This is a genomic window from Glycomyces artemisiae (assembly GCF_003002955.1).
GTDB classification, from domain to species: domain Bacteria; phylum Actinomycetota; class Actinomycetes; order Mycobacteriales; family Micromonosporaceae; genus Glycomyces; species Glycomyces artemisiae.
In genome coordinates this window covers 96686-122767 of the sequence record NZ_PVTJ01000003.1, presented here as the reverse complement: position 1 = coordinate 122767, position 26082 = coordinate 96686, and the positions used below count along the sequence as shown (strand labels likewise).

Below are 26082 nucleotides of genomic sequence, written 5' to 3'. Positions count from 1 at the left end.
TGACATCATGGAGGTCATCTCATGCGCGTCTTCATCACCGGCGGCTCGGGCTGGATCGGCTCCGGCGCCGTCCGCGCCCTCATCGCCGCAGGACACCAGGTCACGGGCCTCGCCCGCTCCGACGACTCCGCCGCCGCGCTCGCCGCGGCCGGGGCCGCCGTGCGCCGCGGCGACATCGGCGACCTGGGCGTCCTGCGCGACGAGGCCCTCGCGGCCGACGCCGTCGTCCACCTCGCCTTCCGCCACGACATCGCGTTCTCGGGCCGCTTCGACGAGGCCGTGGACGCCGACCGCGCCGCCGCCGAGGCGATCGGCGAGGCCCTCGCCGGGACCGGCAAGGCGTTCGGCCTCGCCTCCGGCGTCCCGGTCACCGAGGGCGCCGCCGCCACCGAGGCCGACGGCCACGACCTGGGCCCGGACGCGTCCGGGCCCGCGCGCCGGTACGCCATCGGCGAGTACGTGCTCGGCCTCGCCGAGCGCGGCGTCCGCTCGATGGTCTTCCGCTTCCCGATCGTCTACGGCGCGGGCGACCCCGGCTTCACCGCCACGATGGTCCAGGTCGCCCGCGACAAGGGCCTGGCCGCGTGGATCGGCGAGGGGACCAACCGCTGGTCCGGCGTGCACCGCGACGACGCCGCCGACCTCGTGCGCCTCGCCGTCGAGCAGGCCCCGGCCGGGTCCACGCTCCACGTCGTCGGCGACGAGGGAGTCGCCATCCGCGACCTCGCCGCCGTGATCGGCAAGCGGCTCGGCGTCCCGACAGGCTCCGTCGCGCCCGCGGACGCCGCGGCGCACTTCGGCTGGCTCGCGGGCTTCATCGGCGCCGACCGCGCCGCCTCCAGCGAGGCCACCCGCCAGCTGCTCGGCTGGAAGCCCGAGCGCCCCGGCTTCCTCGCCGACCTTGAGGAGGGCCACTACTTCTAGGCCCGTCACGTGCGTCCACTTCCCCGAGAACCCGGATAGATCCCTCATGAGCACGCATACTGGGGTGGTTTCGGGAAGGGGAGGTGGACGCCATGCGCGCGTTGACCGTCGAGCCCGGTGTCAAGGGATCGCTGGCGCTGGGGGACATGGACGAGCCGGTGCCCGGCGAAGGGGAGCTGCTCGTCGACGCCATCGCGCTCGGCGTGTGCGGCACCGACCGGGAGCTCGCCGACGGCGAGTACGGCTGGGCCCCACCGGGGGCCGACCGGCTCGTCATCGGGCACGAGTCGCTCGGGCGGGTCCGCGAGGCCCCCGAGGGGAGCGGCTTCGCGCCCGGCGACCTCGTCGTCGGCGTGGTCCGCCGCCCCGACCCCGAGCCGTGCGGCGCGTGCGCGCGGGGCCTGTTCGACAACTGCCGCAACGGGAACTACACCGAGCGCGGCATCAAGGAGATCCACGGCTACGCCAGCGAGGTGTGGACCGTGGAGGCCGACTACGCCGTCAAGCTGGACCCGTCGCTCGCCGACGTCGGGGTGCTCCTGGAGCCGATGAGCGTGCTCGTCAAGGCGTGGGAGCAGATCGACAAGGTGGGCGGGCGCTCGTGGTTCGACCCGCAGTCGGTGCTCGTCACCGGCGCCGGGCCGATCGGGCTCCTCGCCGCGCTCATCGGGTCGCAGCGCGGGCTCGACGTCCACGTCCTCGACCGCGCCCCCGACGGCGCGAAGCCCGAGCTGGTCGAGTCGCTCGGCGCGACCTACCACTACGAGGGCTTTCCGAAGGCGATCGAGGCGGTCGTCCCCGACATCGTCGTGGAGGCCACCGGCTCCGAGGCGCTCGTGTTCGACGCGATGGCCGCCACCGGGAACTTCGGCGTCACCTGCCTGACGGGCGTCTCGCCCGCGGGGCGGCGCATGAACGTCGACGCGGGCAGCCTCAACCGCGACATCGTCCTGGAGAACGACGTGGTCGTCGGCTCGGTCAACGCCAACCTCGACCACTGCACGCGGGCCGCCCAGCTGCTCGCCGACTCCGACCGCGACTGGCTCCGCCGCCTCATCACCAAGCGTGTCCCCTTCGGGGACTACCAGGACGCCTTCCACGCCGGTTCAGGCGAGGTGAAAGTGGTCATCGACATCGAAGGCGCCTGACGCGCACACGCGTGCGGGACGGGGCCGCGGCCCCGCCCCTCCCGCGCGTTCAGAGGCGGTTGCGGCGGCCTCCCGTGCGACCCGTCAGGCGGGCCGGGATCGCAGTGCGGGAGCGGTAGAACTTCACGGGGCTGCTGCTGACGGCCTCCTTGTAGGCGACGGCGGCGCGGCCCTTGAGGTACCAGCGGGCCGGGGTGTCGTCGGGGTTGGTGAACTGGACGACCGCGTCGCCCCGGCCGAGCGAGACGGGCTGGTGGATGTAGCCGAAGCGGAACGGCTTGGGCGCCTTGCCCTTCAGTTCGCGCACGATCGATTCGGCGGTGTGGGCGCCCGAGGGGATGCCGCTCTGGCAGGTGCCGTGGATGACGCCGTAGGCCTGGCGGATCGCGGCGGCGTCGCCGATCGCGTAGATGTTCGGGTGCGAGACCGACCGCAGGGTCGCGTCGACCACGACCCGGCCGGTCGCGTCGGTCTCGATCCCGGCCTCGGCCGCGAGCGGGGCCGCCTGGACGCCGGTCGTCCACAGCGTCACGTCGCTCGCGAGCCGTTCGCCGCCGTCGAGTTCCACCGCGTCGGGAAGCACCCGGGCGACGCTGACGCCCGTGCGGACCTCGACGCCGAGCCGGTCGAGCGCCTTCAGAAGGTAGGCGCGGGCCTTGGGCCCCATCATGGAGCCCGGTTCGCCGCGGCTGACCAGCCGGACCTTGAGCTCGGGATACGCCTCGGCCGCCTCGGTGGCGGCCTCGATGCCAGTCAGGCCTGCCCCGGCCACGATGAACACGCCGGTCGGGTTGTCGCGCAAGGCGACCGCCAGCTTCGGGTCGTCGATCGTGTAGGCGTTGGGGACCTGCGGGGTGCGCGATCCGAGCGCGTACACGAGCGTGTCGTAGTGGAGGTCGCGGCCGTCGTCGAGGACGACGCGGCCCGCGGCGGTGTCGATCGCGGCGGCCCGGCCCGGCACGAACCGGACGCCCGCCGGCTCCACGAGGTCGGGGATGCGGAACTCGGCGAGCTCGTGGCCCGCGGCGGCCTGGTGCTGGCGCAGGCGCTCGTTGAAGCGGTCGACCGGGTTGAGGATCGTGACGCGGGCGGCCTTGGTGCGGCGGGCGACGCCGACGGCCGCCATCATGCCGGTGTACCCGGCGCCGATGATGAGGATGTCGTTCATGCCCCCAAGGACGGGCGCCGGAACGCATTCGTGAGGCGCAGTGACCTAGTTCACAGGGCACCGAGCTTCTCGGGGTTGGAGACCAGGTGGATCTCCTCGATCACGCCGTCCACGAGGTAGAGCATCACGACCGCCGCCGCGGTGCCGCCCGACCGGACCACGACCGCCGGACCGCCGCTGACCTCCTCGAACGTGACGCTCGGGTCCTCCGGCATGCGCCTGGTGAACGAGATGAGCGCGTTCGCGACCAGCTCCATGCCGGTGAGCGCCCGCCGCGGGGCCGGGGCCAGGCCGCCGCCGTCGCACACGAGCACCACGTCGGGCGCGAGCGCCCCGAGGAGCGCCGCGAGCTCCCCGCCCGCGCACGCCGCCATGAACGACTCCGTGGCCCGCCGCCGCGTCGCCTCGTCGGTGTCGTACCTGCGGCGCTTGGACTCCACGTGCTCGCGGGCCCGCATCGCGGTCTGCCGCACCGACGCCTCGCTGCGGTCGACGATGCGCGCGATCTCGGCGTGCGAGTACCCGAACGCCTCCCGCAGCACGAACACGGCCCGCTCCAGCGGCGACAGCGCCTCCAGGACCAGCAGCATCGCCGACGAGACGGTGTCGGTGAGCGCCAGCCGGTCCGAGGCGTCGCCGCCCGCGGGCACCGGCTCCGGCAGCCACGGGCCCACATACGACTCCCGCTTCGCCTGCGCGGACCGCAGCCGGTCGATCGCCAGCCGCGTGGTCACCGTGACCAGGTACGCTTCCGGGTCCTCGACCGCCGCCTCGTCGACGCCGTTCCAGCGCAGCCACGCCTCCTGCACGACGTCCTCGGCGTCGGTGACCGTGCCGAGGACGCGGTACGCGACCGCTTTCAACAGTCCACGCTGCTCCTCGAACACGTCCATGCGGCCGAGACTACAAAGAGGCCGGGGCCGCGCGTCCGCAGCCCCGGCCCGTTCCTTCATGCGCCCCTTACGCGGGCAGGTTCCACACCTGCGTCCAGAGCCCGTTGCAGTCGTAGATCTGGAGGTCGGTGCCGTCGGCGGTGCCGCCCGCCGAGATGTCCAGGCACCGGCCCGACTGCGGGTTCAGCAGCGACCCGTTCGCCTGCGGCGTCCAGACCTGCGCGCCCGAGCCGTTGCACTCCCACAGCTGCACCTTCGTGCCGTTGGCCGTGCCCTGCGCGTCGACGTCGAGGCACTTGCCGAACGACCGGAGCGAGCCGTCCGAGTACCGCGACCAGTCCTGGCCCGAGGCGATCCCGCACGCGTAGATCTGCGCCCGGTTCCCGTTGGCCGCCGTATTCGTGTCCACGTCGAGGCACTTGCCCGTCTGCGGGTTCACGACCGCGCCCGTCGCGCCCGGGACCGTGCCGATCCCGAACCGCACCTCGCACTGGTTGTTCTGGCCCAGCCAGGTCGCGGCGAGGTACAGGTAGCTCGTGCCGTCCTCGCGCGGGATCGCCGGGGTCGAGTAGCCGGGGCACGACGGCACGCCGGAGGCGTACCCGCCCGTGGGGTTCACCGTGACCGGGGTGGTCGCCTCGAACCAGTCGCCCGCGCCGAGGTTCCGGTTCGCGAACAGCACCGTCCCGGACTCGGCGAGCACGGTCTTGTTCCCGGTCGGCCCGGCCACGACGCGCTGGCCGGAGAGGAGCAGCGTCCCGTTCGGGCCGCCCGCGGGCGTCCACGAGATGTACGGGGTGTGCAGCAGCTCGCGGTCGTCGGAGGTCTGCACGAGGGTGCCGCGGTCGCCCGCCGCGCCCCAGTTCAGGCCGTCGTCGGAGTACTTGATGTACACCTCGCACGCGTGGTCGGCGTTCGTGGCGTCGCGGCACAGCTCGTAGCTCATGACGAAGCGCCCGTCGGGCAGCTCGGCGAAGGTCTGCATGCCCGGGCGCAGCAGGTTGTCGGCCGGGAACACGACGTCGTCCTGGATGCCGGAGCTCCAGGTCGCGCCGCCGTTGGTCGACGTGTAGTGCGCGATCTTCTGGTTGTTGGTGGCACTGTTGGAAGGCCGCTCGTCGGAGATGAAGCACGCGAGGGTGTTGTTGTCCGCCACCAGGAACGTGGGCTCCCAGATGCCGTGGCCCCACGTGTTCGGCTCGCCGGAGGTCTGCGTGCAGTTCGACAGGTACGTCCAGGTGACGCCGCCGTTCGTGCTCTTGAAGACCTCGACCTTCTGCGCCGAGTAGTTGCCGACGTCCCAGGCGGTGCCCGCGGCGAGCAGGTCGCCCGCGTTGAGCCCGTTGATGTTCCGCGGGACCTCGAAGAGCGTGGGCGCCTCCAGGTCCCAGCCGGGAGTGTTCGAGGTGATCGTGGAGATCTGGGTCCAGCTGGTGCCGCCGTTGGTGGAGCGGTAGATCGGGAGGCTCGTCGGGGCGTTGTGGCCGCCCTTGGCGAACGTGGCGAGCATCGTCTCGTTCGACGAGCCGTCGTGTTCGAGCCCGATCGCCCGCGGGTAGCCCGCGGTGCCGCTCGGGTACGTGGTCAGGTTGGGGGAGTAGAGCACCGTGCCCGGATACGCGGCCTGCGCCGGGGTCGCGACGAGGGCCTGCGCGCCGGCGGCCGCGAGGACCGCGGCCGCCAGCAGCACGGCCCAGCGGCGCGCCGCAGCGGCCAGCCGTCTAGTCACCGTCATGGGTTGCCTCCTGTGAGTGGGTGCGCCCGCATCTTTGCAGACGTTGCAAACACCATGCCAGCAATTTGCCTACGTTGCAAGAGGGCAAATCGGGCGCCTAAGTCGCGCTCAGGCCCCGGTGGACTCCCGGACCACGAGCCGATGCGGGGCCACGACCTCCTCGGCCGGGACCGACGGGTCGTCGATCCGGGCGACGATGCGGCGCACCGCCTCCCGCGCGATGAACGGCGTGTCGAGCGAGACCGTGCTCAGCGAGGGCCGCGCGAACCGGCCCTCCTCGATGTCGTCGATCCCGATGACCGCCACGTCCTCGGGGACGCTCAGCCCGGCGTCGAAGACCGCGCGCATCGCGCCGACCGCGAGCAGATCCGAGAAGCAGAAGATCGCGTCGGGCCGCGGGTCGAGCGCCATGAGCGCCGTCGCCGCCTCGTACCCGTCGGTGCGGCTGTAGTGCGGCGCCGGGGTCGCGTACGCCGCCGGGACCTCCAGGCCCGCTTCCTCAAGGGCCGCTTCGTATCCGGCGGTGCGCAGCAGCGGCGTCGAGTACTCCTCCAGCGGCTGCGCCCCGATCGCGGCGATGCGGGTCCGCCCGGCCGCGACCAGGTGCGCCACGGCGTCCCGGGCAGCCTGCACGTTGTCGATCGCCACGTGGTCGAAGCGCCCGTCGAACTCGTGCTCGCCGAGCAGCACGAGCGGCATGTGCTCGGAGCGGTGCATGTCGAGCAGCTCCGACTTCGTGACGAGCGGGCTGAAGAGGATGCCGTCGAACAGCATCGTCCGGTCGTCGCCCATGAGGAGGCGCCGCTCGCGCTCGTGGTCGTGCCCGGTCTGGTCGATCATGACGCGGTAGCCGAACTCCGCGGCCGCGTCGATCACGTCCCGGGCGAGCTCGCTGAAGTACGGTACGTCGATCTCGGGCACCACGAGCGCGAGCATCCCCGTGCGGCCGGTGCGGAGGGTGCGCGCGACGGGGTTCGCGCGGTAGTCGAGCTCCTCTATCGCGGCGAGCACGCGCTGGCGCATGCGCTCGCTGACGTGGGCGTATCCGCTCACGACATTGGACACGGTGCGGACGGAGACCTGCGCCAGTTCGGCGACGTCGCGAAGTGTTGCCGGCATACGGCCCATCCTACCGTTTGCAACGTCGGCAAAGGGGTGCTAGGTTTTGCACACGTTGGAAAATCACACAAGGGAGTGTTCCATGCAACGCCATCTCCTCCGGCGACGCGCCCTGCTCGCGTCCGCCGGGCTCGCCGCCGCGGCCCCCGCCCTGGCCGCGTGCGGACCCGACATCGCCTCCGACGAGGAGTCGGACGCGTCCAGCCTCCTCAAGGCCCCGGACCGCACCGAAGGCGAGATCACCGTCTGGGACCGCTCCGGCGACCTGTTCGAGGTCTTCGAGGGCGCCATCGCCGCCTTCAACGCCAAGTACCCCGACATCACCGTCAACCACGTGGCGATCGACATCGACGCGAAGCTCCAGAACACGCTCATCACCGGCGCCGACGTGCCCGACGGCGTGTTCCTCGACGACGCCAAGGTCGGCGGCTTCACCGACTACCTGTGGGACCTCAGCGACGTGCTCGCCCCTTACGCCGCCGACATCGCCCCGCAGAAGCTCGACGTCAACACCGTCGCGGGCGGCGTCTACGGCGTGCCCTTCGACCTCGACCCGGGCCTGCTGTTCTACAACGCGACCGCGCTCGAAGCCGCCGGGATCGACATCAACGCCATCGCGACCTACGACGACCTGCTCCAGGCCGCCCGCGACTACCAGGCCGCCGTCCCCGGCTCGGCCCCGATCCACCTGGAGCAGTCCGCGTTCCTCGGCCAGCTCCAGCTGGAGATGTACGCGAGCCAGCTCGGCACCTCCATCGCCGACGCCGACGGGAACCTCCGCCTCGACACCCCCGAGTTCGAGCGCATCCTCACGTTCCTCGACACCGTGCGGCAGGAGGGCCTCGGCACCCGCGCCGAGTACCTGACCCCCACCGACATCGCCGAACTCGACAACGGCAACCAGGTGTTCTACCCGTGGGCCATCTGGTTCTCCTTCGCGCCGCAGCAGGTCCTCACCGAGACCACCGGCGACTGGCGCGCCGTCCAGCTCCCCGCCTGGGACGCCGGCGGCGCCCGCTCCGGCGCCATGGGCGGCTCCTCGTTCGTGCTCCCCAAGGACGGGAAGAACGCCGACCTCGCGTGGCTGTTCTACGAGTTCCTCATGTTCGACGAGGCCGGGTACACCGCCGTGTGGGGCCCCGGCGACGTCTACCCCGAAGGGCTCGCCACCTCCATCCCCAGCTACACGCCCGCCGCCGACCCCGCCAAGCCCCTCTACAGCGGGATCACCGCGCTCGGCGGCCAGGACCTGTGGACCGTCGCCACCGAGGCCGGGGCCCAGATCCCCGGCGGCACGCCCACGCCCGCCTGGTGGACCGGCGCCGTCGACTACCTCGGCAACGACCTCCAGCGGATGCTCGACGGCGACCTCACGCCGCAAGAAGTCCTCGCCCAAGCCAGCGAGGACATCCAGACGAACCTGGTCGACCGCCAGTGACGGCGCTGTCTGCTGCACCCGCGACCCGGCGCGCCCCTCGCGCCGGGCGCGGCCCGCGCCTGCGGCGCCGCCTCGCGCCGTACGTCTTCGTCCTGCCGTTCGTCGCGGTCTTCGCCGCCTTCAGCGTCTACCCGCTGTTCTTCACCGCCCGCCTGTCCTTCACCGACTGGCGCGGCACCGGCGCCGCCACCTGGGTCGGCTGGGACAACTACACGTACCTGCTCACCAACCCCGCGTTCTGGGCCTCGCTCGGCAACTCCGCGGTCCTGTGGCTGCTCATCGTGCCCGTCCAGATGGTCCTCGGCATCCTCGTCGCCGTCCTGCTCAACAACGCGAAACTGAAGCTCCGCGGCCTCTACCGCGTCGCCTTCATCGTCCCGTTCGTGACGCCGCTCGTCGCCGTCGCCCAGATCTGGGTCGTCCTGTTCGACCAGCGCTACGGCGCCGTGAACGCCTTCCTCGGCCTCTTCGGGCTCCCCGACACCGGCTGGCTCACCACCAGCGCCTGGGCCAAGCCGACCCTCGCGCTCCTGTTCCTGTGGAAGACCACCGGCTTCATCGTCATCATCCTGCTCTCGGGCCTCCAGTCGATCAACGCCTCGATCTACGAGGCCGCCGACCTCGACGGCGCCTCCAAGACCCGCCAGCTGTGGAGCATCACCGTCCCGCTCCTGCGGCGCACCATCGGCTTCGCCGTGGTCCTCCAGACCCTCGCGGTGTTCCAGATGTTCGCCGAGCCGTTCGTGGTCACCCAGGGCGGGCCGTACAACTCCACCACCACCGCGGGCTACTACCTCTACAACCACATCACCCGGGCGGACCTCGGCACCGGCGCGGCGAACTCGTTCCTCCTGGTCGTCCTCGTCATGGCGCTGTCGCTCCTGTTCGTCCGCCTGCTGCGAGCGAAGGACTGACGATGGCCGCCAACCCGGAACGCACCCGCCCGCACGTCGGCTCGCACGTGCTCCTGATGATCCTGCTCGTCGCGTTCCTGTTCCCCGTCGGCTGGGCGCTCCTGTCCGCGTTCAAGCCCGCCGACGACATCATCAGGTCCCCGCTGACGTTCGACTTCGGGACGTTCACCTTCGACAACTACACCGCGATGTTCCAGGACGTCCCCATCGGACAGGGCTTCCTCAACACGGCCGTGGTGCTGCTGTTCAAGGGCGCCGCCACCATGTTCCTCGCCCCGCTCGCGGCCTTCGCCTTCGCGAAGTACCAGTGGATCGGCAAGAACCTCGTCTTCGGCGCCGTCCTCATCACCCTCATGCTCCCCACGATCGTGCTCATCATCCCGCTGCTGCTGGAGATGAAGGAGCTCGGCTGGGTGAACACCTACCAGGCGCTCATCCTCCCCGGCGCGGTCGACGCGTTCGCGATCTTCTGGATGCGCCAGGTGATCAGCGCCGTCCCCGACGAACTCCTCGACGCCGCCCGCGTCGACGGCTGCGGCGAGTTCGCCATCTTCTGGCGCGTCGTCGTCCCCGTCATCCGCCCCGGCCTCGCCGGCCTCGGCGTCCTCACCGTCATGAACATCTACAACGACTTCGTCTGGCCCGTGGTGGCCGCGAGCTCTGAGCGCATGGCGACCCTCCAGGTCGTGCTCTCCACCCTCGCGCAGAACATCACCGGCAACCGCATCGGCGCCGACTACGCCACGGTCACAGGCGAACTGCTCGCGGCGAGCTCCGTCGCACTCGTCCCGCTGCTGGTGCTGTTCATCCTGCTCCAGCGGCACTTCATCAACGGCATCCTCGCCGGCAGCGTGAAAGGCTGACGCATGACCCTCCCACCCGAGACGCCCCGGCCGGAGTACCCGAGGCCCGACCGCGACCGCTCCGCGCGCTGGCTGAACCTCAACGGCGCCTGGGACTTCGCCGCCGACGGCTTCGCAGGCCCGATCACGGTCCCGTTCGCGTGGGAGAGCCGTGCCTCGGGGGTGCGGCGGCCCTGGCTCGAACACGGCGCGTACCGCCGCACCGTCACCGCCCCCGCCGAGTGGGCCGGGTCCCGCGTCGTCCTCTCGTTCGGGGCCGTCCACCACCACGCCGTCGTGCGCATCGACGGCACCGCGGTCGGCGAGCACACCGGCGGCTACGAGTCCTTCGAGTTCGACGTCACCGACGCCCTCGCCCCCGGCGTCCCGGCCGTCCTCGAAGTCGAGGTCCACGCACCCGCAGACAAGCGCGCCATCGCCCACGGCAAGCAGCGCTCGATCCCGCGCGACGACTACGACGGCGTCTCCTTCACGCCCACCTCCGGGATCTGGCAGACCGTGTGGCTCGAAGCCCGCGGCCGCACCTACGCCGAGTCCGTGGTCCTGCGCGGCGACAGCCTCACCGGCATCGACGTCACCGTGCGCCTCGCGGGCGACGTCCCCGCCGGGGCCGCTGTCACCGCGACCGCCGACACCGGCGAGACCGTCTCACTGACCGCCGACGCCGACGGGATCGCCAAGGGCCGCATCGAGATCCGCGACCCGCGCCTGTGGAGCCCCGCGCACCCGCATCTCTACCGCGTCGAGGTCCGCACCGGTGAGGGGGACACCGCCGACCTCGTCGCCGCCACCACCGGCCTGCGCCACTTCGAGACCCGCGGCGAGGAGCTCCACCTCAACGGCGAGCGGATCTACCTGCGCGGCGTCCTCGACCAGGGCTACTGGCCCGACACCGGCCTCACCGCCCCCGACGCCGCCGCGCTCCTGCGCGACCTCGAACTCGCCCGCGGCCTCGGCTACAACCTCGTGCGCAAGCACCTCAAGTTCGAAGAGCCCCTGTGGCTCCACGAGGCCGACCGCTCCGGCATGCTCGTGTGGGCCGAGCCCGCCTGCCCCAGCCGCTTCTCGCCCGAGGCCGCCGCCGCGTTCGAGGCCCAGCTCCCCGCCATGGTCGAACGCGACGGCAACCACCCCTCGATCGTCATCTGGGGCCTGTACAACGAGGAGTGGGGCCTCGACTGGGACATCCCCGGCAGCCCGGCCCGCGCCGAGGCCGCCGTCCACGCCTACGAGGCCCTGCGCGCCCTCGACGCGACCCGCCCCATCGTCGAGAACTCCGGCTGGTCCCACGTGCGCACCGACCTCCTCGACTGGCACTACTACGAGCCGAGCATCGCCGGATGGAAGGACGCCGTCGCGCGGCTCGCCTCCGGCGAGCAGGAGGACTTCCCGGTCCGCCTCGGCCCCGACTTCATCGTCGACAAGTCCCTCTACGGCCACGAGGACTTCCCGCGCGCGGGCGTCCCGATCGTCAACAGCGAGTACGGCGAGGGCTTCACCAGCCTCGAACGGGCCTGGCACCTGCGCTGGGAGACCCAGGAGCTGCGCCGCCACGACCGCTTCGCCGGGTACGTGTACACCGAGTTCGCCGACGTCGAGCACGAGGCCGCGGGCCTCCTCGACGCCGACCGGCGGCCCAAGGACTGGGGCGGGGCCGTCCCCGCCGACGTCAACGCCGACACCGTGCTCGTGCTCGACCTCGTGCCCCTCGCCGCGGGCGCGGACATCGAGCCGCCCGCCGCGCCCTTCGCGCTCGACGTGCACGTCTCGCACCACGGCCCCGGCGCCGCCTCCGGCACCGTCCAGGCCGCGTGGGTCCCCGCCGGGACCCCCGTCGGCACCGCCGTCCCGCAGCCGCAGACGGCCACCGACCCGGTCAAGGCCGAGCCGTTCCGGCTCTCACCGGCCGTGACCCTCACCGTCCCGGCCCGCCCCGGCCCCGGGCGCCTCCTCGTCTGGCTCGCCGACGACGAGGGCCGCACCCTCGCCCGCGCGTACCTCGACGCCGCCGAGACCGAGCCCCCGAACCGCCGCGGCGCCCGCCCCGGCGAATTCCAGGACGCCCCCGTCCCCGGCCTCGCCTGACCCCGACCGGGCCGACGCCGCGGCAGGCGTCGGCCCGGTCCGGACCCTGGGATTGCGTTGACACCCGGCCCCGGGCGACCTAGCTTGTACAGGCAAGGTTGTACCGGTAAAGCAGACCAGGCTCAAGGAGCACCCACCCGTGAATCGACCGATCGTTCGCCACGCGCCAATCGTCGGACGCGTCCCCCACCTCCTGCACGGCGGCGACTACAACCCCGACCAGTGGCTCCCCACCAAGGAAACCACCTGGAAGGAGGACATGCGGCTGGCCCGCCTCGCCGGGATCAACACCCTCTCCGTCGGCATCTTCTCCTGGGCCGCGCTCGAACCCGAAGAGGGCCGCTACGAGTTCGGCTGGCTCGACGAGATCCTCGACCTCATGGCCGAGAACGAGATCACCGCCGTCCTCGCCACCCCCACCGGCGCCCGCCCCGGGTGGATGAGCCGCAAGTACCCCGAGGTCCTGCGCGTCAACAGGGACCGCACCAAGAACCTTCACGGCGGCCGCCACAACCACTGCCTCACCTCGCCGGTCTACCGCGAGAAGACCACCGCGATCAACACCGCGCTCGCGGAGCGCTACAAGGACCACCCGGCCCTCGGCGTGTGGCACCTCTCCAACGAGTACGGCGGCGAATGCCACTGCGACCTGTGCCAAGAGCGCTTCCGCACCTACCTCCAGGGCCGCTTCGGCTCGCTCGACGAGCTGAACGAGGCGTGGTGGACCGGCTTCTGGGCCAAGACCTACACCGACTGGTCGCTCATCGAGTCGCCCTCCGAGCACGGGCGCGGCGAGCAGGACATCCACGGCCTCAACCTGGAGTGGATGCGGTTCACCACCGAGCAGTACGTGGACTTCTACCTCCACGAGACCGCCCCGCTCAAGGCGATCACCCCCGACGTGCCGCGCACGACGAACCTCATGGGCACCTACCCGGGCATCGACTACTACCGCCTCGCGCAGGTCCTCGACGTCGTCTCCTGGGACTCCTACCCCGAGTGGACCGGCACGGACAAGGACGCCGCCAAGGGCGCCCGCGCCTCCTTCCTCCACGACCTGACGCGCGGCCTCAAGGGCAAACCGTTCATGCTCATGGAGTCCTCGCCGTCGGCCACGAACTGGCGGCCCGTCGCCAAGCTCCACCGCCCCGGCGTGCACCTGCTCCAGTCGCTCCAGGCCGTCGCGCACGGCTCGGACACCGTGCAGTACTTCCAGTTCCGCAAGGGCCGCGGCGGCTCCGAGAAGTTCCACGGCGCCGTCGTCGACCACGAGGGCACCGAGAAGACCCGCGTCTTCAAGGACGTGGCCGAGGTCGGCGCCCGCCTCGCGGAGCTCGACGGCGTCGTCGGCACCGACACGCCCGCCGACGTCGCGGTGGTCTACGACTGGCACCTGCGCTGGGCCCTGGACGACCAGAAGGGCATGCTCCAGCAGCGGACCGCCTACGAGCGCACCGTGATCGACCACTACCGCGCGTTCTGGCAGCAGGGCGTCCCCACCGACGTCATCGACTCCTCGCTCATCGCCGCCCCGGGCTACCTGGACCGCTACAAGGTCCTCGTGGCGCCGATGCTGTACATGCTGCGTCCCGGGGTGCCCGAGGCGATCGAGGCGTTCGTGCAGCGCGGGGGCACCTTCGTCGCCACGTATGCGACCGGCTACGTGGACGAGCACGACCGCACCTTCCTCGGCGGCTTCCCCGGCCCGCTCCGCGAGACCCTCGGGATCTGGGCCGAGGAGATCGACGCCCTCTACCCCGAGGACCGCAACGCGATCGAGTGGGACGGCCGGTCCTATGAGGCCGTCGAGCTCTGCGAGCTGATCCACGCCGAGACCGCCGAGCCCTTGGGCGCGTACGGCGCCGACTTCTACGCGGGCCGCCCGGCCCTGACGGTGAACCGCCGCGGCGAGGGCAAGGCGTACTTCATCGCCGCCCGCACCGGGGACGACTTCCTCGCGGACTTCTACGCGCACATCGTGGCCGAGTCCGGTGTGGAGCGCGCCCTCGACGCGGACCTCCCGGCGGGCGTCACCGCCCAGGTCCGCACCGACGGGACCACCGATTACGTGTTCGTCCTCAACTTCACCCCGGAGGCCGTCGCATTCGAGGCCGGCGGCGAGACCGTCGAACTCGCCGCGTTCGGCACCGAGGTGATCGAGCGCCCGCGCGCGTAAGCACCGCGCGAAGGGCCCCGCCGAGGCGACTCGGCGGGGCCCTTCTCCCTTCCGCTAGTTGATGATCAGCTCGAACGTCGTCGTGTTGTTCCTGATGTCCTCGTGGTTCCCGCTCAGTTCGAGGCCGTTGAAGACCGCCTCGCCGACCGCCGGGCCCTGACCCGCCTCGGGCATCTCGTTGACCCAGATGCCGATGCCGGACTTGGACTGGAACTCGTCGCCGCTGAGCTGCGCCCCGGTGATCGTGATGTCGGTGAAGACCGTGTCCGCGACCGGGAACTCAGGCTGGCTGCCGGTGTACTTGGTCTGGAACATGATCCCCGCGTACGTCGGGTCCACGATGTCCACATCGCTCACCCTGATCCCCTGGAACACCTTGGACGCCGAGAACAGCCAGATCCCCGGGAACGTCTGCTGCCCCCAGAAGTGCCCGCCCGCGCGGACGACCGAGATGTTGTCGAAGTCCGTGGTCGGGCTCGACCCGAAGCCGTCCATCGGGTACCCGAAGTCCAGCGAGCTGATCGTGATCCCCGAGTACACGAGCGTGTCGGCGATGTGGATGTCGCGGAACGTGTTCCCGGTCCCGCCGTAGACCGCCAGGCCCGCGGCCCGCCACGTCAGGATCGAGGTCAGGTTCTCGTAGACGTTCCCGCTCTGGAGCCCGCCGCCGGAGTCGGTGGCGGCGAACAGCGCGAAGCTGTCGTCGCCCGAGGCCCGCGACTCGACGTTCTGCACCAGGTTGTCGGTGCTCCCGTTCGTCATGTTGATCGCGTCGGCGAACAGGTTGCGCGTCCTCGAATCCGTGATCCGAATACCGTCCATGTTGGAGCCCCAGAACATGCACACCTGGTGCTCGGTCCACGTGTTGTCGATCGTCATGTCCGACACGTTCTGCCAGTCGAAGACCTTCCCGGGCCCGTCGATGCGGCTGGTGTAGTTCCCGAAGTAGGCGAACCCGGAGAACGTCGAGCCGTTCGCGGTGGCCTCGGCGCGGAAGCCCACGTCGGTGTTCTCCTGATTCGTCGGCGCGTAGAACCTGGTGTACCAGGGCCCGGCGCCGATGACCTCGACCGCCTTGCCGTACACCTGGAACTTCTGCGCCGTCGAGTAGTCGCCCGCGGGCAGGTACACGCCGTCGAGGTTCCCGGTGGTGTCCATGCGGACCTGGTCGAGCGCGTTCTGCACGGCCTGGTGCGTGAACCCGCTGGGCTCGACGTACCGCGCCGGGTCCGGGTTCGCGATCGGCGCGACCTCTTCGAGGCTGATGAAGTCGATCGCGTAGTAGGCCGCGGTGTTCGCCGCGTCCTTCTGGAGCCGGATCGTGCTCCCCGCGGGGATCACGTCGTCGAGCAGCACGTTCGCCTCGTCGTAGATGTGCCTGGCCGGACCGGAGCTCGGCGAGTTGTTCGGGCTCGCCTCGGCCCCGTACAGCCACGCGTACTTCGAGGTGAGCGTGACCGGTTGCAGGTACTGGCCGTTGACGTACAGGCTCAGCGTCGCGGTGATGCCCCCGCCGCCCGCGGCGTCGGGGATCGCGAAGCGGGTCACCAGCGTGTTCGTGTCCGCGGTGGTCGTGAACTGGACGTACTCCCCGGTCCCGTCGAGGACCACGGCCTGGCGCCCGCTGGCCTCGCCCGCGAGGTCGCCGATCTTCCGGTTGGGGGCGAGGATCTGCGCGCCGCCGCCGGGCGTCGCGTGCTCCGCTTCGTCCAGCGTGTACGGCATGTCGGCGCCGCGCCCGACCGACAGGGTCCGGCTCGCGGTGTTGTTGCCCTGCTTCACTTCATGCTCGTTGCCGTCGACGGCCACCGCGACCTCCACGGCGTACTGGCCGTCGGCCGCGGTCCACGAGCCCAGGTCGATCGCCCCGGAGTCGCCGCCTGCCGCGATGACGCCGCTGTACGAGCCGGTGAAGGTCCGCACGACCGCGCCGGTGTCGCTGTTGACGAGCTTGAGCGTGACGCCGTGCGCGCCGCTCGCCGACGCCAGGCTGCCCTGGTTGCCGATCGTCACCGAGAAGTCGACGGTGTCGCCCGCGGACGGGCTGCTCGGCGACCACGTGACCGCCGAGGGCACGAGGTCCGAGGTGGCGATGGCGCTGACCGCCAGCGGGTCCGGGTGCGTGTACTCGTTGTCCTCTTCGTCGCTCTCGACCACGGTTCCGTTCGGGTCCACGGCGGCGCCCACCTCGTGGTCGCCCGCCGTCAGCGAGCCGATCGGCACGCTCACCGTCGCCGCCGCGCCGGCCGCGAGTCCCGGTACCGCTGCGCTGCCGATGATCTCGCCGTCCACCGTGAGGTCCACGGCGGTCGCGGGGGAGGACACCTCGCCGGTGTTCTCCACGCGGGCCGAGAGGGTCACCGCGTCGGTCTCGCTCGGCGCGGCCGGGCTCCACGACATGCCGGTGACGGCCAGGTCCGCGGCGGGCGCGGCCTCGCCGAACACCTGGAACTCGGCGACCTGCCCGTTCGGGGCGCCCGTGTTCCCGGTGAACTGCAACCGGATCTCGCCGTACGTGCCCGAGACGGGGATGGAGACGGTGTTGCCCGAGGCCGGGTCGAACGCGTACTGCGCCGACGCCTTGATCTGCGCGAAGTCCCCGCCCGCGGCGTCGCGTGCGAGCACCGAGAACGTCTGCGTCCGCGCGCCCCAGACCGGATCGGGGTTGAGCTTCACCACGATCCGGTCGAGCTCGGCGTTGAGCCCCAACGAAACCGTGAGGGTGCTCGGGTAGGCCCCGTTCGCGCCCTCCCAGTACGTGGTCACGTCGCCGTCGTTGGCGTTCGCCGCCGCGAACGTGTGCACTGTGGAGGACGCGGTGATCGGCTTGTGCACGGCCAGCTCGCCGGTCTGCGAGGGCGCGCCGGACTCGCCGTAGACCTCGAACTCGCTGATCTGCGCGGCGGGCCAGCCGGTGTTGGCGGTGACCACGAGCCGCACGTAGCGCACGTCGGCGGCGTCGAGGTCGATACTGACGGAGTTGCCGCTGTTCGGGTTGAACGTGTAGCCCTGCGCCGCGGCCAGGGTGGTGAAGCTCGACCCGTCGGCGCTGCCGCGCACCTCGATGGTCTGGGTCCGGGTCTGCCAGGCCGGGAGCGCGGGCAGTTCGAGGACCACCTCGCTCACGTCGGCGGCCGACCCGAGGTCCACCTGGATCCACTGCGGGAAGGCGCCGTTCGCGCTCTCCCAGTAGGTGCCCTGGTTGCCGTCGGCGGCGTTGGCGGCCGCATAGCCCTGCGTCTGGCTGCTGGCGGTCATCGTCCTTCCCGCCGCCAGGTTGTCGCCGCCTGCGGCCTGGACGGCCGCGGCGGGGACGAGCGCTGCCGCCGCGGCGACGACCGCAGTCGCCGCCGCGATGGCGAGGCGCATGAGTTTCATGATGACTCCTTGTTCGGGGGAGGCGCCTCCCGGTCCACTGCGGGCGCATTCCGCGCAGCACGCAATGGATCGACAAGCGTCGATCTCTTCGGGAGTTTGGAGGTATGAATCGGCTGGGTGAGATAGGTTTAGCGCTATACCTATTTCGTGATTCTAATCCGGAGAAATTACGCTTGTCAATACGTCGCTCTCGTCGTCCCCATGGGAGCGATGGGCAGAAATGACCGGGCCCCGGCGCCGCCTGCACGGTGGCGGTTCCGGGGCCCGGTCTGCTTTATCAAGCGGCGCTACGCGAAGGGGTCGTCGTCCTCGTCCTCCGGTCCGCCGCCCCAGGTGTCCTCTTCCTCGGCGAGCCAGTACTTCATCTCGTGGTCCTGGTCGTCGCCGGGACGGCCGCCGGGGGCGCCGCCGCCGACCATGCCGCCGCCGTGCGCGCCCGAAGCTCCCATGCCCTTGCCGCCGGCCGCACCGGCCGCGCCCGCGGCGCCGGCGCCCATGCCGCCGCGCAGGCCGGAGCCCGCACCGGTGCCGCCGACGCCGCCACCGCGCAGGCCCGAGCCGCCGGAGGAGCCGCCGAGGCCGCCGCCGCCCTTGAGGCCCGAGCCGCCGCCGAGGCTGCCGGGCTTGTTCCCGCCGAGCCCACCGGTGCCGCCGGGCTTGGAGCCGCCGGGGCCCGCGTTGCGGATCGAGGTGTAGCCGGGGATCTTGCCCGGTTTGGTGGTGCCGGTGGTCGAGCCGGGCTTCAGGCCGGTGCCGCCCGTGGGCGGGCGCAGGCTGCTGGGCACCAGGCTGGTCCCGCCGCCGTAGCCGCCCGGGATGCCGCCGCCCCCACCGCTGCCGGTGAGGCCGCCGCTGCCGCCGATGCTCCCCGGAGTGGAGCCGAGGCCGCCGCCGCCCCCGGCGAGGCCGCCGGAGACGTCGTCGAGGTCCGGAGGCGTGGGGGAGGAGTAGGACCCGTTGCCTCCGAGGCCGTCGAGGCCGCTGCCGCCGCTGATGCCGCCGGGAGGCGTCCCGGTGCTGCCGTAGCTGCCGAGGTCGTCGGGGTCCTGGCCGGAGTCGAACGGGTTCTCGTCGTTCAGGCCCTGGAGGTCGCTGCCGCCGCCGTAGCCGCCGGGCGGGTTCCCGGACCCGTTGATGGGGTTGCCGTTCGCGTCCAGGCCGCTCCCGTTGAGGCCGCTGCCGCCGGGGGTGTCGCTGAGCTTGGTGAGGTCGGTCGGGCCGGTCTGGCTGCCCAGGCCGGAGGTGTCGACGTCGGGCATCCCGCCCGGGCCGCCGCCGTCGTCGAGCCCGTCGGAGCCGGGGAAGTCGGTGTCCGGACCCTCGTTGAAGGTGGTCTGCTCACCGGGCTTCGAGTCGGGCGCGATCTCGGTGACCTGGGCCTCGACGTTGCTGTGCCGCTCGGTCACCTCCTCGTTGACGCGCGCGGCCTCCTCTTCGAGCTGGCTGGAGCCCTGGGTGCCGAGCGTGTCGAGCCGCTGCGTGGAGTACTCGTCCGCTTTGGACTCGGCCAGCGCCTGGCCCTTGAGGCCGTTCTCCTCGTAGTCGGGGTTGGCGGTGACGTACTCGTTCCACATGTCGTACGTCTGCTGGCGGCCCTCGCTGACCTCGTCCACGATCTGCGGGTCGAACCCGGCCAGCTCCAGGGCCGCCTTGGTCTCGTCGTTCTCGCGGATCTCGCAGTTGCGGAAGAACGGGGGGCGGATGTGGATGCGGTGGGAGCCGCAGCTGGTGCCCTCCATGTAGAACTTCGGCGCGGGGTACACGCACGCGGTGCCGCCCTGCTGCTCGAAGATCTCCGACTGCTTGGTGTCGAGGACCTTGATGACGCCGTCGGCGCCGTCCTCGCCGCCGATGTCGTTCCCGATGGTCTTGCAGTTCTTGAGGACGGTCTCGACCTGCTCCTCGAACGCGTCGAAGTCGTCGCCCTTCCAACCCGAGGCGAGGGTGGCGAGGCCCTGCTCCAGCTTGGGGCCGACGGTCCGGAAGTCCTCGTAGAAGTCGGTCCAGGCGTCGCGGATGGTGTCGAGCGCGTAGTCCGCCTCCGGCTGGGGCCGGATGGACTTGACCATGCTCTGGATCGTCTGGCCCTCGGGGAGCATCATGGTCCCCTCGCGGGCCGCGCGGAGGTTGTTGATCTGGGAGGCCTGCGGCACGGCCGACATGAGCTTGACCCAGGCCGCCTCGGCGGGCTCCTCCACTTTGCACGTGCAGTCGCCGGTCTCGCAGGAGGGCTTGACCAGCAGGCTGTTCTGCGCAGTGGTGAACTGCGAGCCCGACTGGCCCTCCTCGATGTCCCCGTAGTCTTCCTTCTCGATCTCGGCTGCTTCGGTCATGCGCCCGTCTCGCTCTCGGCTCGCTGGAGGATGTCGCTCTGGATCTGGGTGAGGTGCTCGCCGGTGACCCAGGCGACGAGATCCTCGGTGGTGAAGGGGTACACGGCCATCGCCTCGGCGCTGGAGTCCGGGTAGAACTCGGGCGCCGACTCGTAGGCGCTCGCGCCGGGGTCGTGCAGGAAGTCCACGGACAGGTAGACGACCCAGTCGCCCTTGCGTCCGTAGGCGTCCAGGTAGGTCCGCTTCTCGGTCTCGGCGGTGATGTAGAGGCTCTCGTCCCACTCGCCCGCCAGTTCGCCCTCGGTCTCGCCGGTGTAGGCGATCCCGGCGGCGTTCTCGCGGCGCTGGGCGACGCGGTCGGCGAAGTTCGCCTCCGCTTCGGCCTCGTCGTTCCAGGGGGCGAGGCCGCCGCGGATCGCGGCGTCGCCGGTCGAGGAGTACTCGAAGGTGCCCTGGACGTCTTCGAACGTGGCGAGGTCGAACAGCCCCGCGCACCCGGCGGCCTCGGCGTCGACGCCTTCCCCGACGGCGTCGCTCTGGAGCTCGCCGTCGACGGCGGTGACCCCCAGTTGTGCTTGGAGATCGGCGAAGTCCCCGAAGACCTCGCATCCGAGCCAGTCGCCCATGACGGCGTACGACCCGCTCGGCGCGTCTTCGTCGGTTGCAGTGCCGGTGGCCGAGCATCCGGCCAGGGCGAGGGCGGCGAGGGCCGCGGCCGCGCCGCGCATGCGTCGCGACACGCTACAGCTCGCCCTCGTAGCTGGTCATCTCGTTCACGGTGGCGTCGTCGGCCTCGTCGGAGAGGTCGATGGAGGACTGGAGGGTCTCCATCATGCCGCTCAGGGAGACGCGCAGGTTCTGGAGGTTGTCCCAAGTGGTCGAGTGGAAGGTCTCGTAGTTCGTGCGGGCCGTCGCCGAGGCGTCGAGCTGGCCGAAGGCGGGGAGCCGTCCGAGGACCTGGCCCTTCTTCAGCCGCGGGATGATGTCGTCGAGGTGGTCCAGCTGCTCCTGGATCAGGGTCTTGTACTCCTGGAGCGCTTCAGTATCGAGTGTCCGCTCAGCCATGGGGTCGCCGATCTGTGTGTCCGAAAGGGTATGAATACTCGGTATTTGATTACGGTTGTCCACCATACTGATCGACCGCCACACGACCGCGCAGGGGCAGAGAGCGTTCTCTCAGCTCGGCCCCGGTGCGCCCTACTCCGGGCGCGGGCGGGGCCGGATTGGTTGGCAGGCCAATATTATGCAGTCTTTTCGGAAGTATGGGACCGGCGGGCCCTGAAGTCAACGAGGGCGATCATTCGCTCACGGTGCGGTTACCGGAACGTCATCGCCGCTTCACGGGAGAGCGTGATCCGTTCACTCCCGCACCGCGCCTGCGAACCCGTCGAGGAGCGCGGCGAGCGCGAACTCGAAGCGCCCGTCGAGATCCGCGGCCCCGCCCTGCACCGCCGCGGCCAGCAGCGGGAACGCCTCGGCATCGACCGCGTCGGGCCCCAGCGGATCCGGTCCGGCGCCCGCCTGCACGGCGGCCTCGCCGATCGCCAGGCCGGTGATCGCGTGGATCATCCGCAGTCCCTGCGCGGGGGAGAAGCCCGCCTCCCGCAGCGTGCCCAGGACCGCCTCCACCGTGGACATGGTGTGCGCCGTCAGGGCCGGGCGGCCCGCCAGGAGCGGCACGACCTCGGGGTGCGCGAGCAGGGCGCGCCGCATCGCGAGCGCGTATCCGCGCAGCGCCTCCCGCCACGTGCCGCCCTCGGGTCCGGCATCGACCGCGCGCTCGACGACCCGCTCCACGAGCCCGTCGAGCAGGGCGTCCTTGTTCGGCACGTAGTGGTAGAGCGACATCGCCTCGATGTCCAGCTCGGCCGCGAGCCGCCGCATCGTCAAGGCGCCCAGGCCGTCCCGCTCGACCAGCCCGAGCGCCGCCTCCAGCACCCGCTCGCGGCTCAGGCCCGCGCGCTGCCCCCGGGTCCGCTTCGCGCCCATGTGGCTCCCGTCGCGTTGACGATTCTTACGTTGTAAGTCTAGCATTGCCCACAGAAAACTTACGTTGTAAGAATCCGGATTCCGGGAGGAACCATGACCACCGCGACCGCCCCCGCCGACACCCGCATGCGCCGAATTCGCCTGGCGCTCTGGACCGGCCTCGCCCTCCAGCTCGCCCTCGCCGCGCTGCCGCTGCTCGACCTCGCCACCCTCGACACGATCACCGGCCACGTCGAGGCCGCCTACCCCGACTGGAGCGCCGGAGACGTCGCCCTCGACCGCGACGCCATCACCTGGTCCCTCACCGGCATCGGCGTGCTCGGCGCGATCGGCTGGCTCACCGCGCTCGCCCGCGCCCGCCGCGGCGCCCCGCGCATCGCCGTGACCGTCCTCTTCGCACTCGGGCTCCTCACCTCGCTGACCGTCCTCTCCATGGGCGGCGAGCAGTACGACCTGATCGTGCCGCTCGGCTACGGCCTCCTCGGCCTGCTGCCGGTGCTCGCGGGGCTGGCGGCTCTGGTCGCGGTGTGGCGCAAGGACCGATAGGCTGGCGGCCATGATCGTGGCCGGAGCCGAATCCCGCCCGGGCTCGGCGGCGCCGAACGAGGACCTGCTCCTCGTCGCCGACGCCTGGGCCCTCGTCCTCGACGGCATCACCCGCTACCCCGACGACGGCTGCGTCCACGACGTCCCCTGGTACACCGCCGCCCTCGCCGAGGCCGTCGCCGTCCACATGTCGGGCCCGCCCCGCCCGCTCACCGAGGTCCTCACGGCCGCAATCGAAGCGGTGAACGCCCGCCACGCGCCCACCTGCGACCTCGCCAACCCCGTCACCCCCGGCGCCACCGCCGCCCTCGTCCGCTCCCGCGGCGACGCCCTCGACTGGCTCGTCCTCGGCGACTGCGCGATCACCTTTCGGGATCGGGACGGCAAGTGCCGCACCGAGACCGACGACCGCCTCGCGGCCGTCCCCAGCGCCCCCGCCGCGGACCTCGCCGGGGTCCGGCGCTGGCCCGTCGACCACGTCGCCCGCTTCCGCAACCGTGACGGCGGCTTCTGGGTCGCCGCCGCCGACCCCGCCGTCGCCTCGATGGCCCGCACCGGCACCGCCGAAGACGTCGCCGACCTTCTGCTCTGCACCGACGGCCTGACCCGCCTCGTCGAGCGCTACGGCCGCACCTGGCCCGATCTCATGTCCCTCGCCGCCGACCGCGGCGCGGGCGCCCTGCTCGATCTCGTCCGCGACTGCGAGGACCGCGACCCGAGCCCCCCGACGAAGCGCCACGACGACGCCACCGCCGTCCTCCTGCGCTTCGCCGACCACCGCTTTGCATCGTTGTAGAATCGCCACCGACTGAGGAGGTGCCATGGCGGTGACCCTGCGCGACGTCGCGGAACTCGCGGGCGTGTCGTTCAAGACGGTCTCGAACGTCGTCAACGGCTACCCCCACATCCGGCCCGCGACCCGCGAGAAGGTCGAGCGCGCCATCGCCCAGCTCGGCTACCAGCCCAACCTCAGCGCCCGCAGCCTGCGCTCGGGCCGCACCGACACGATCGCGCTGGCCGTCCCCGAGCTCAACCTGAGCTACTTCGCCGAGCTCGCGAGCTTCGTCATCGCCGCCGCCGAGGAAGCCGGGCTCGTGACCCTCGTCGAGCAGACCGGCGGCGACCGCGACCGCGAGCTGGCGCTCCTCCAGAGCCCCCGCCTCAACCGCACCGACGGCCTCATCCTCTCCCCGCTCGGGCTCGGCGCCGAGGACGCCGCGGCGCTGGCCGGGCCGCTCCCGGTCGTCATGCTCGGCGAGCGCACCTTCGAGTGGCCCTGCGACCACGTGACCATGCAGAACGTCGCGGCCGCGCGCGCCGCCACCGAGTACCTCGTCGACTCCGGCCGCCGCCGCATCGCCGTCATCGGCGAGAACGAGGCCGAGGTCATGGGCTCGGCCCGGCTGCGCCTGCGCGGCTACCGGGAGGCATTGGCCGCCAAGGGCATCGAGTACGACGAGCGCCTGGTCGCCCGCGCGACCCTGTGGCACCGGGCCGACGGCGCGCACGCCATGCACGACCTGCTCGACCGCGGCGTCGAGTTCGACGCGGTCTTCGGCTTCAACGACACCCTGGCCCTCGGCGCGATGCGCGTCCTCCAGGAGGCGGGCCTGCGCGTGCCGCAGGACGTGGCCGTGCTCGGCTTCGACGACCTCGACGAGGCCGCGTACGCGATCCCCTCGCTCACCACCGTCGACCCCGGCCGCGAGTGGATCGCCCGCACCGCGGTCGCCACCCTGCTCGCCCGCATCAGCGCCGACGGCGCCGACGCCGAGCCGCAGACCCGCGCCGCGGACTTCTCGGTCGTGGCGCGCGAGTCGGCCTGATCCGGGCGCGGAATCCCGTTTACAACGTTGTAGAAACACCGCCCGGGTTTAGCCTGTTCTGGTGTATCCGCAGGTGGCCGCCATGATCACGAAACGGGAAAGAATCGCGCCGAGTGCCCGCGCGGCGTTGACATCCGGAGGAGGATGTTCCTACGATCCTGAAGTTACAACGTTGTAGAACGAAGGTCTCCGGCGTTGGACCACGCGCAGACAGCGCAGTCTCGCTTTGAGAGGGAACTCCGAAATGACACGCAAGCGAATCCTCGCGGGGGCCGTCGGCGCGGCGCTCGCCATCACCGGCACGGCCGCCTGCTCCGGCGGCGACGACGGCGGACCCGTCGAGCTGACCTTCTGGCACGGGTACACCGAGGCCGACGGCGACGTCCTCCAGGGCATCGTGGACGACTTCAACGCCGCCCACGACGACGTCGAGATCAAGACCGAACTCAAGACCTGGGCCAGCATCGACGACACGCTCCTGACGGCCCTGTCGGCCGGCGAGGGCCCCGACATCGTCGCCATGCCCGCCGAGCGCCTCCCCGTCTACGCCGACAAGGGCGCGTTCGCCGAGCTCGACGACTTCTACGCCGACGAGTCCAGCAACACCGCGAACCTGAACCCGGGCGCGGTCGACATGGAGACCGTCGACGGCGTCAAGTACGGCGTGCCCACGGGCTTCGTGCCGCTCGCCGTCTACTACAACCAGGCGCTCTTCGACGCCGCGGGCGTCACCGAGTTCCCGCAGACGTGGGACGAGTGGGTCGCGACCTCGCAGCAGCTCACCGTGGACGAGGACGGCGACGGCACGCCCGAGCAGTACGGCGTCGTGCTCCCCGACCACGCGACCGTCGCGAACGGCCTGTGGCCGTCCTTGTTCTACGGCAACGGCGGCGGCATCGTCGAGGACGGCCAGGCCGTGGTCGACTCGCCCGAGAACGCCGAGACCCTGGAGTTCTGGAGCAACGCCATCGCCGGCGACCGGATCTCGCCCACCGGCGTCGACGGCGTCGGCGCGGACGAGCTGTTCAGCGGCAGCCAGGCGGCGATGACCGTCGGCGGCCCGTGGATGGCCTCGATCGCCACCGAGAACAACATCGACTACGGCATCGCCGCGCTCCCGGCCGGGCCGCAGGCCCAGGCCGCCTCCGCGATCGGCGTCTCCATGGCCGTCACCGTGGACACCTCCAGTGCGGAGCAGGAAGCCGCCGAGGAGTTCTTCTCATTCTTCCTCAACGACGACAACTCGGTCGCCTGGTCGCTGGGCTCCGGCTGGCCGCCGCTGCGCACCGACATCCCGGCCGAGGCCGTCGCGGAGAACCCGGTCGTCGCCTCGCTCACCGAGATCGCGGGCACCGGGCAGCCGCTCCTGCCGGGCGTCGTCAACACCACCGACGTGCTCAGCGCGGTCGACGAGCTGACCCAGCAGGCGGTCGCCGGAGGCGACATCGACGCCCTGCTGGCCGAGGCGCAGACGAAGGTCCAGGAAGCGCTCGACGAATAGCGGTCCGGCGGAGGCGCGTCCCCTTGGCGCCTCCGCCGCCCCTTCC

20 protein-coding genes are annotated in these 26082 nt (G+C 71.4%); 11 read left to right on the top strand and 9 right to left on the bottom strand.

The annotated features are described in order from the left end of the window. Window positions 1–21 precede the first annotated feature (21 nt). Window positions 22–924 (top strand): SDR family oxidoreductase, encoded by a 903-nt coding sequence (locus B0I28_RS09375; protein WP_106363564.1) that lies wholly within the window; start codon window positions 22–24, stop codon window positions 922–924. A 92-nt stretch (window positions 925–1016) separates the two neighbouring features. Then, window positions 1017–2072, top strand: coding sequence for a glucose 1-dehydrogenase (locus tag B0I28_RS09370; RefSeq protein WP_106363935.1), 1056 nt, complete (start codon window positions 1017–1019; stop codon window positions 2070–2072). Window positions 2073–2121: 49 nt separating this feature from the next. Here B0I28_RS09370 and B0I28_RS09365 read toward each other — a convergent pair whose 3' ends face one another. From B0I28_RS09365 to B0I28_RS09350, 4 genes are all read right to left on the bottom strand, one after another. After that, window positions 2122–3240 (bottom strand): NAD(P)/FAD-dependent oxidoreductase, encoded by a 1119-nt coding sequence (locus B0I28_RS09365; RefSeq protein ID WP_106363563.1) that lies wholly within the window; start codon window positions 3238–3240, stop codon window positions 2122–2124. Window positions 3241–3290: 50 nt separating this feature from the next. After that, window positions 3291–4133 (bottom strand): RNA polymerase sigma factor SigJ, encoded by an 843-nt coding sequence (gene sigJ, locus B0I28_RS09360; RefSeq protein WP_106363562.1) that lies wholly within the window; start codon window positions 4131–4133, stop codon window positions 3291–3293. 67 nt (window positions 4134–4200) lie between these two features. Next, window positions 4201–5868, bottom strand: coding sequence for a sialidase family protein (locus B0I28_RS09355; RefSeq protein WP_106363561.1), 1668 nt, complete (start codon window positions 5866–5868; stop codon window positions 4201–4203). Window positions 5869–5976: 108 nt separating this feature from the next. Next, window positions 5977–6987 carry a LacI family DNA-binding transcriptional regulator gene (locus B0I28_RS09350; protein ID WP_106363560.1) on the bottom strand — a complete coding sequence of 337 codons (1011 nt, stop codon included), beginning with the start codon at window positions 6985–6987 and terminating at the stop codon, window positions 5977–5979. 82 nt (window positions 6988–7069) lie between these two features. Here B0I28_RS09350 and B0I28_RS09345 point away from each other — a divergent pair, with 82 nt between their 5' ends. The 5 genes from B0I28_RS09345 to B0I28_RS09325 all read left to right on the top strand — a co-directional run bounded on the left by B0I28_RS09345 (window position 7070) and on the right by B0I28_RS09325 (window position 14463). Beyond that, window positions 7070–8425, top strand: coding sequence for an extracellular solute-binding protein (locus tag B0I28_RS09345; protein WP_106363559.1), 1356 nt, complete (start codon window positions 7070–7072; stop codon window positions 8423–8425). Continuing rightward, on the top strand, window positions 8422–9339 hold the full coding sequence (locus B0I28_RS09340; protein ID WP_106363558.1) for a carbohydrate ABC transporter permease: 918 nt from the start codon (window positions 8422–8424) through the stop codon (window positions 9337–9339). Before B0I28_RS09345 ends, B0I28_RS09340 begins: the two co-directional genes overlap by 4 nt. A 2-nt stretch (window positions 9340–9341) precedes the next feature. Further along, window positions 9342–10202 carry a carbohydrate ABC transporter permease gene (locus tag B0I28_RS09335; protein ID WP_106363557.1) on the top strand — a complete coding sequence of 287 codons (861 nt, stop codon included), beginning with the start codon at window positions 9342–9344 and terminating at the stop codon, window positions 10200–10202. A gap of 3 nt (window positions 10203–10205) precedes the next feature. Further along, a complete protein-coding gene (locus B0I28_RS09330; protein ID WP_106363556.1) occupies window positions 10206–12287 on the top strand; it encodes a glycoside hydrolase family 2 protein in 2082 nt (693 codons plus the stop codon). Window positions 12288–12426: 139 nt separating this feature from the next. Beyond that, a complete protein-coding gene (locus B0I28_RS09325; RefSeq protein WP_106363555.1) occupies window positions 12427–14463 on the top strand; it encodes a beta-galactosidase in 2037 nt (678 codons plus the stop codon). A 54-nt stretch (window positions 14464–14517) separates the two neighbouring features. On the opposite strand, the gene B0I28_RS09320 is transcribed toward B0I28_RS09325, so the two are convergent. The 5 genes from B0I28_RS09320 to B0I28_RS09300 form a co-directional block, all read right to left on the bottom strand. Beyond that, complete coding sequence (locus B0I28_RS09320) at window positions 14518–17832, bottom strand: discoidin domain-containing protein (protein WP_342761203.1); 3315 nt, start codon at window positions 17830–17832, stop codon at window positions 14518–14520. 296 nt (window positions 17833–18128) lie between these two features. Then, entirely contained in the window at window positions 18129–20174 is a 2046-nt protein-coding gene (locus B0I28_RS27190; RefSeq protein ID WP_106363553.1) for a hypothetical protein, read from the bottom strand. Then, complete coding sequence (locus B0I28_RS09310) at window positions 20171–20914, bottom strand: hypothetical protein (RefSeq protein WP_146148029.1); 744 nt, start codon at window positions 20912–20914, stop codon at window positions 20171–20173. Before B0I28_RS09310 ends, B0I28_RS27190 begins: the two co-directional genes overlap by 4 nt. Window position 20915: 1 nt before the next feature. After that, window positions 20916–21239, bottom strand: a complete 324-nt coding sequence (locus B0I28_RS09305; RefSeq protein ID WP_106363551.1) for a hypothetical protein — start codon at window positions 21237–21239, stop codon at window positions 20916–20918. Window positions 21240–21533: 294 nt separating this feature from the next. Next, window positions 21534–22163 carry a TetR/AcrR family transcriptional regulator C-terminal domain-containing protein gene (locus B0I28_RS09300; RefSeq protein WP_106363550.1) on the bottom strand — a complete coding sequence of 210 codons (630 nt, stop codon included), beginning with the start codon at window positions 22161–22163 and terminating at the stop codon, window positions 21534–21536. 93 nt (window positions 22164–22256) lie between these two features. Here B0I28_RS09300 and B0I28_RS09295 point away from each other — a divergent pair, with 93 nt between their 5' ends. The 4 genes from B0I28_RS09295 (at window position 22257) to B0I28_RS09280 (ending at window position 26036) form a co-directional block, all read left to right on the top strand. Beyond that, the gene (locus B0I28_RS09295; RefSeq protein ID WP_106363549.1) at window positions 22257–22709 is read left to right on the top strand and encodes a hypothetical protein; all 453 of its coding nucleotides are present in this window, start codon (window positions 22257–22259) and stop codon (window positions 22707–22709) included. Between the two features lie 10 nt (window positions 22710–22719). Then, a complete protein-coding gene (locus tag B0I28_RS09290) occupies window positions 22720–23505 on the top strand; it encodes a protein phosphatase 2C domain-containing protein (protein ID WP_106363548.1) in 786 nt (261 codons plus the stop codon). A gap of 25 nt (window positions 23506–23530) precedes the next feature. Next, window positions 23531–24535 carry a LacI family DNA-binding transcriptional regulator gene (locus B0I28_RS09285; protein WP_106363547.1) on the top strand — a complete coding sequence of 335 codons (1005 nt, stop codon included), beginning with the start codon at window positions 23531–23533 and terminating at the stop codon, window positions 24533–24535. Between the two features lie 244 nt (window positions 24536–24779). Further along, window positions 24780–26036, top strand: coding sequence for an ABC transporter substrate-binding protein (locus tag B0I28_RS09280; RefSeq protein WP_106363546.1), 1257 nt, complete (start codon window positions 24780–24782; stop codon window positions 26034–26036). The last annotated feature ends 46 nt before the right edge of the window (window positions 26037–26082 follow it).

Excerpts from the sequence above, each read along its gene's own strand:
- B0I28_RS09365 (WP_106363563.1), bottom strand. The coding sequence starts at position 3,240 with ATGAACGACATCCTCATCATCGGCGCCGGGTACACCGGCATGATGGCG.
- B0I28_RS09335 (WP_106363557.1), top strand. The coding sequence starts at position 9,342 with ATGGCCGCCAACCCGGAACGCACCCGCCCGCACGTCGGCTCGCACGTG.
- B0I28_RS27190 (WP_106363553.1), bottom strand. The coding sequence starts at position 20,174 with ATGACCGAAGCAGCCGAGATCGAGAAGGAAGACTACGGGGACATCGAG.
- B0I28_RS09370 (WP_106363935.1), top strand. The coding sequence starts at position 1,017 with ATGCGCGCGTTGACCGTCGAGCCCGGTGTCAAGGGATCGCTGGCGCTG.
- B0I28_RS09290 (WP_106363548.1), top strand. The coding sequence starts at position 22,720 with ATGATCGTGGCCGGAGCCGAATCCCGCCCGGGCTCGGCGGCGCCGAAC.
- B0I28_RS09355 (WP_106363561.1), bottom strand. The coding sequence starts at position 5,868 with ATGACGGTGACTAGACGGCTGGCCGCTGCGGCGCGCCGCTGGGCCGTG.
- B0I28_RS09350 (WP_106363560.1), bottom strand. The coding sequence starts at position 6,987 with ATGCCGGCAACACTTCGCGACGTCGCCGAACTGGCGCAGGTCTCCGTC.
- B0I28_RS09285 (WP_106363547.1), top strand. The coding sequence starts at position 23,531 with ATGGCGGTGACCCTGCGCGACGTCGCGGAACTCGCGGGCGTGTCGTTC.
- sigJ (WP_106363562.1), bottom strand. The coding sequence starts at position 4,133 with ATGGACGTGTTCGAGGAGCAGCGTGGACTGTTGAAAGCGGTCGCGTAC.
- B0I28_RS09295 (WP_106363549.1), top strand. The coding sequence starts at position 22,257 with ATGACCACCGCGACCGCCCCCGCCGACACCCGCATGCGCCGAATTCGC.
- B0I28_RS09345 (WP_106363559.1), top strand. The coding sequence starts at position 7,070 with ATGCAACGCCATCTCCTCCGGCGACGCGCCCTGCTCGCGTCCGCCGGG.
- B0I28_RS09305 (WP_106363551.1), bottom strand. The coding sequence starts at position 21,239 with ATGGCTGAGCGGACACTCGATACTGAAGCGCTCCAGGAGTACAAGACC.
- B0I28_RS09330 (WP_106363556.1), top strand. The coding sequence starts at position 10,206 with ATGACCCTCCCACCCGAGACGCCCCGGCCGGAGTACCCGAGGCCCGAC.
- B0I28_RS09300 (WP_106363550.1), bottom strand. The coding sequence starts at position 22,163 with ATGGGCGCGAAGCGGACCCGGGGGCAGCGCGCGGGCCTGAGCCGCGAG.
- B0I28_RS09280 (WP_106363546.1), top strand. The coding sequence starts at position 24,780 with ATGACACGCAAGCGAATCCTCGCGGGGGCCGTCGGCGCGGCGCTCGCC.
- B0I28_RS09375 (WP_106363564.1), top strand. The coding sequence starts at position 22 with ATGCGCGTCTTCATCACCGGCGGCTCGGGCTGGATCGGCTCCGGCGCC.
- B0I28_RS09320 (WP_342761203.1), bottom strand. The coding sequence starts at position 17,832 with ATGCGCCTCGCCATCGCGGCGGCGACTGCGGTCGTCGCCGCGGCGGCA.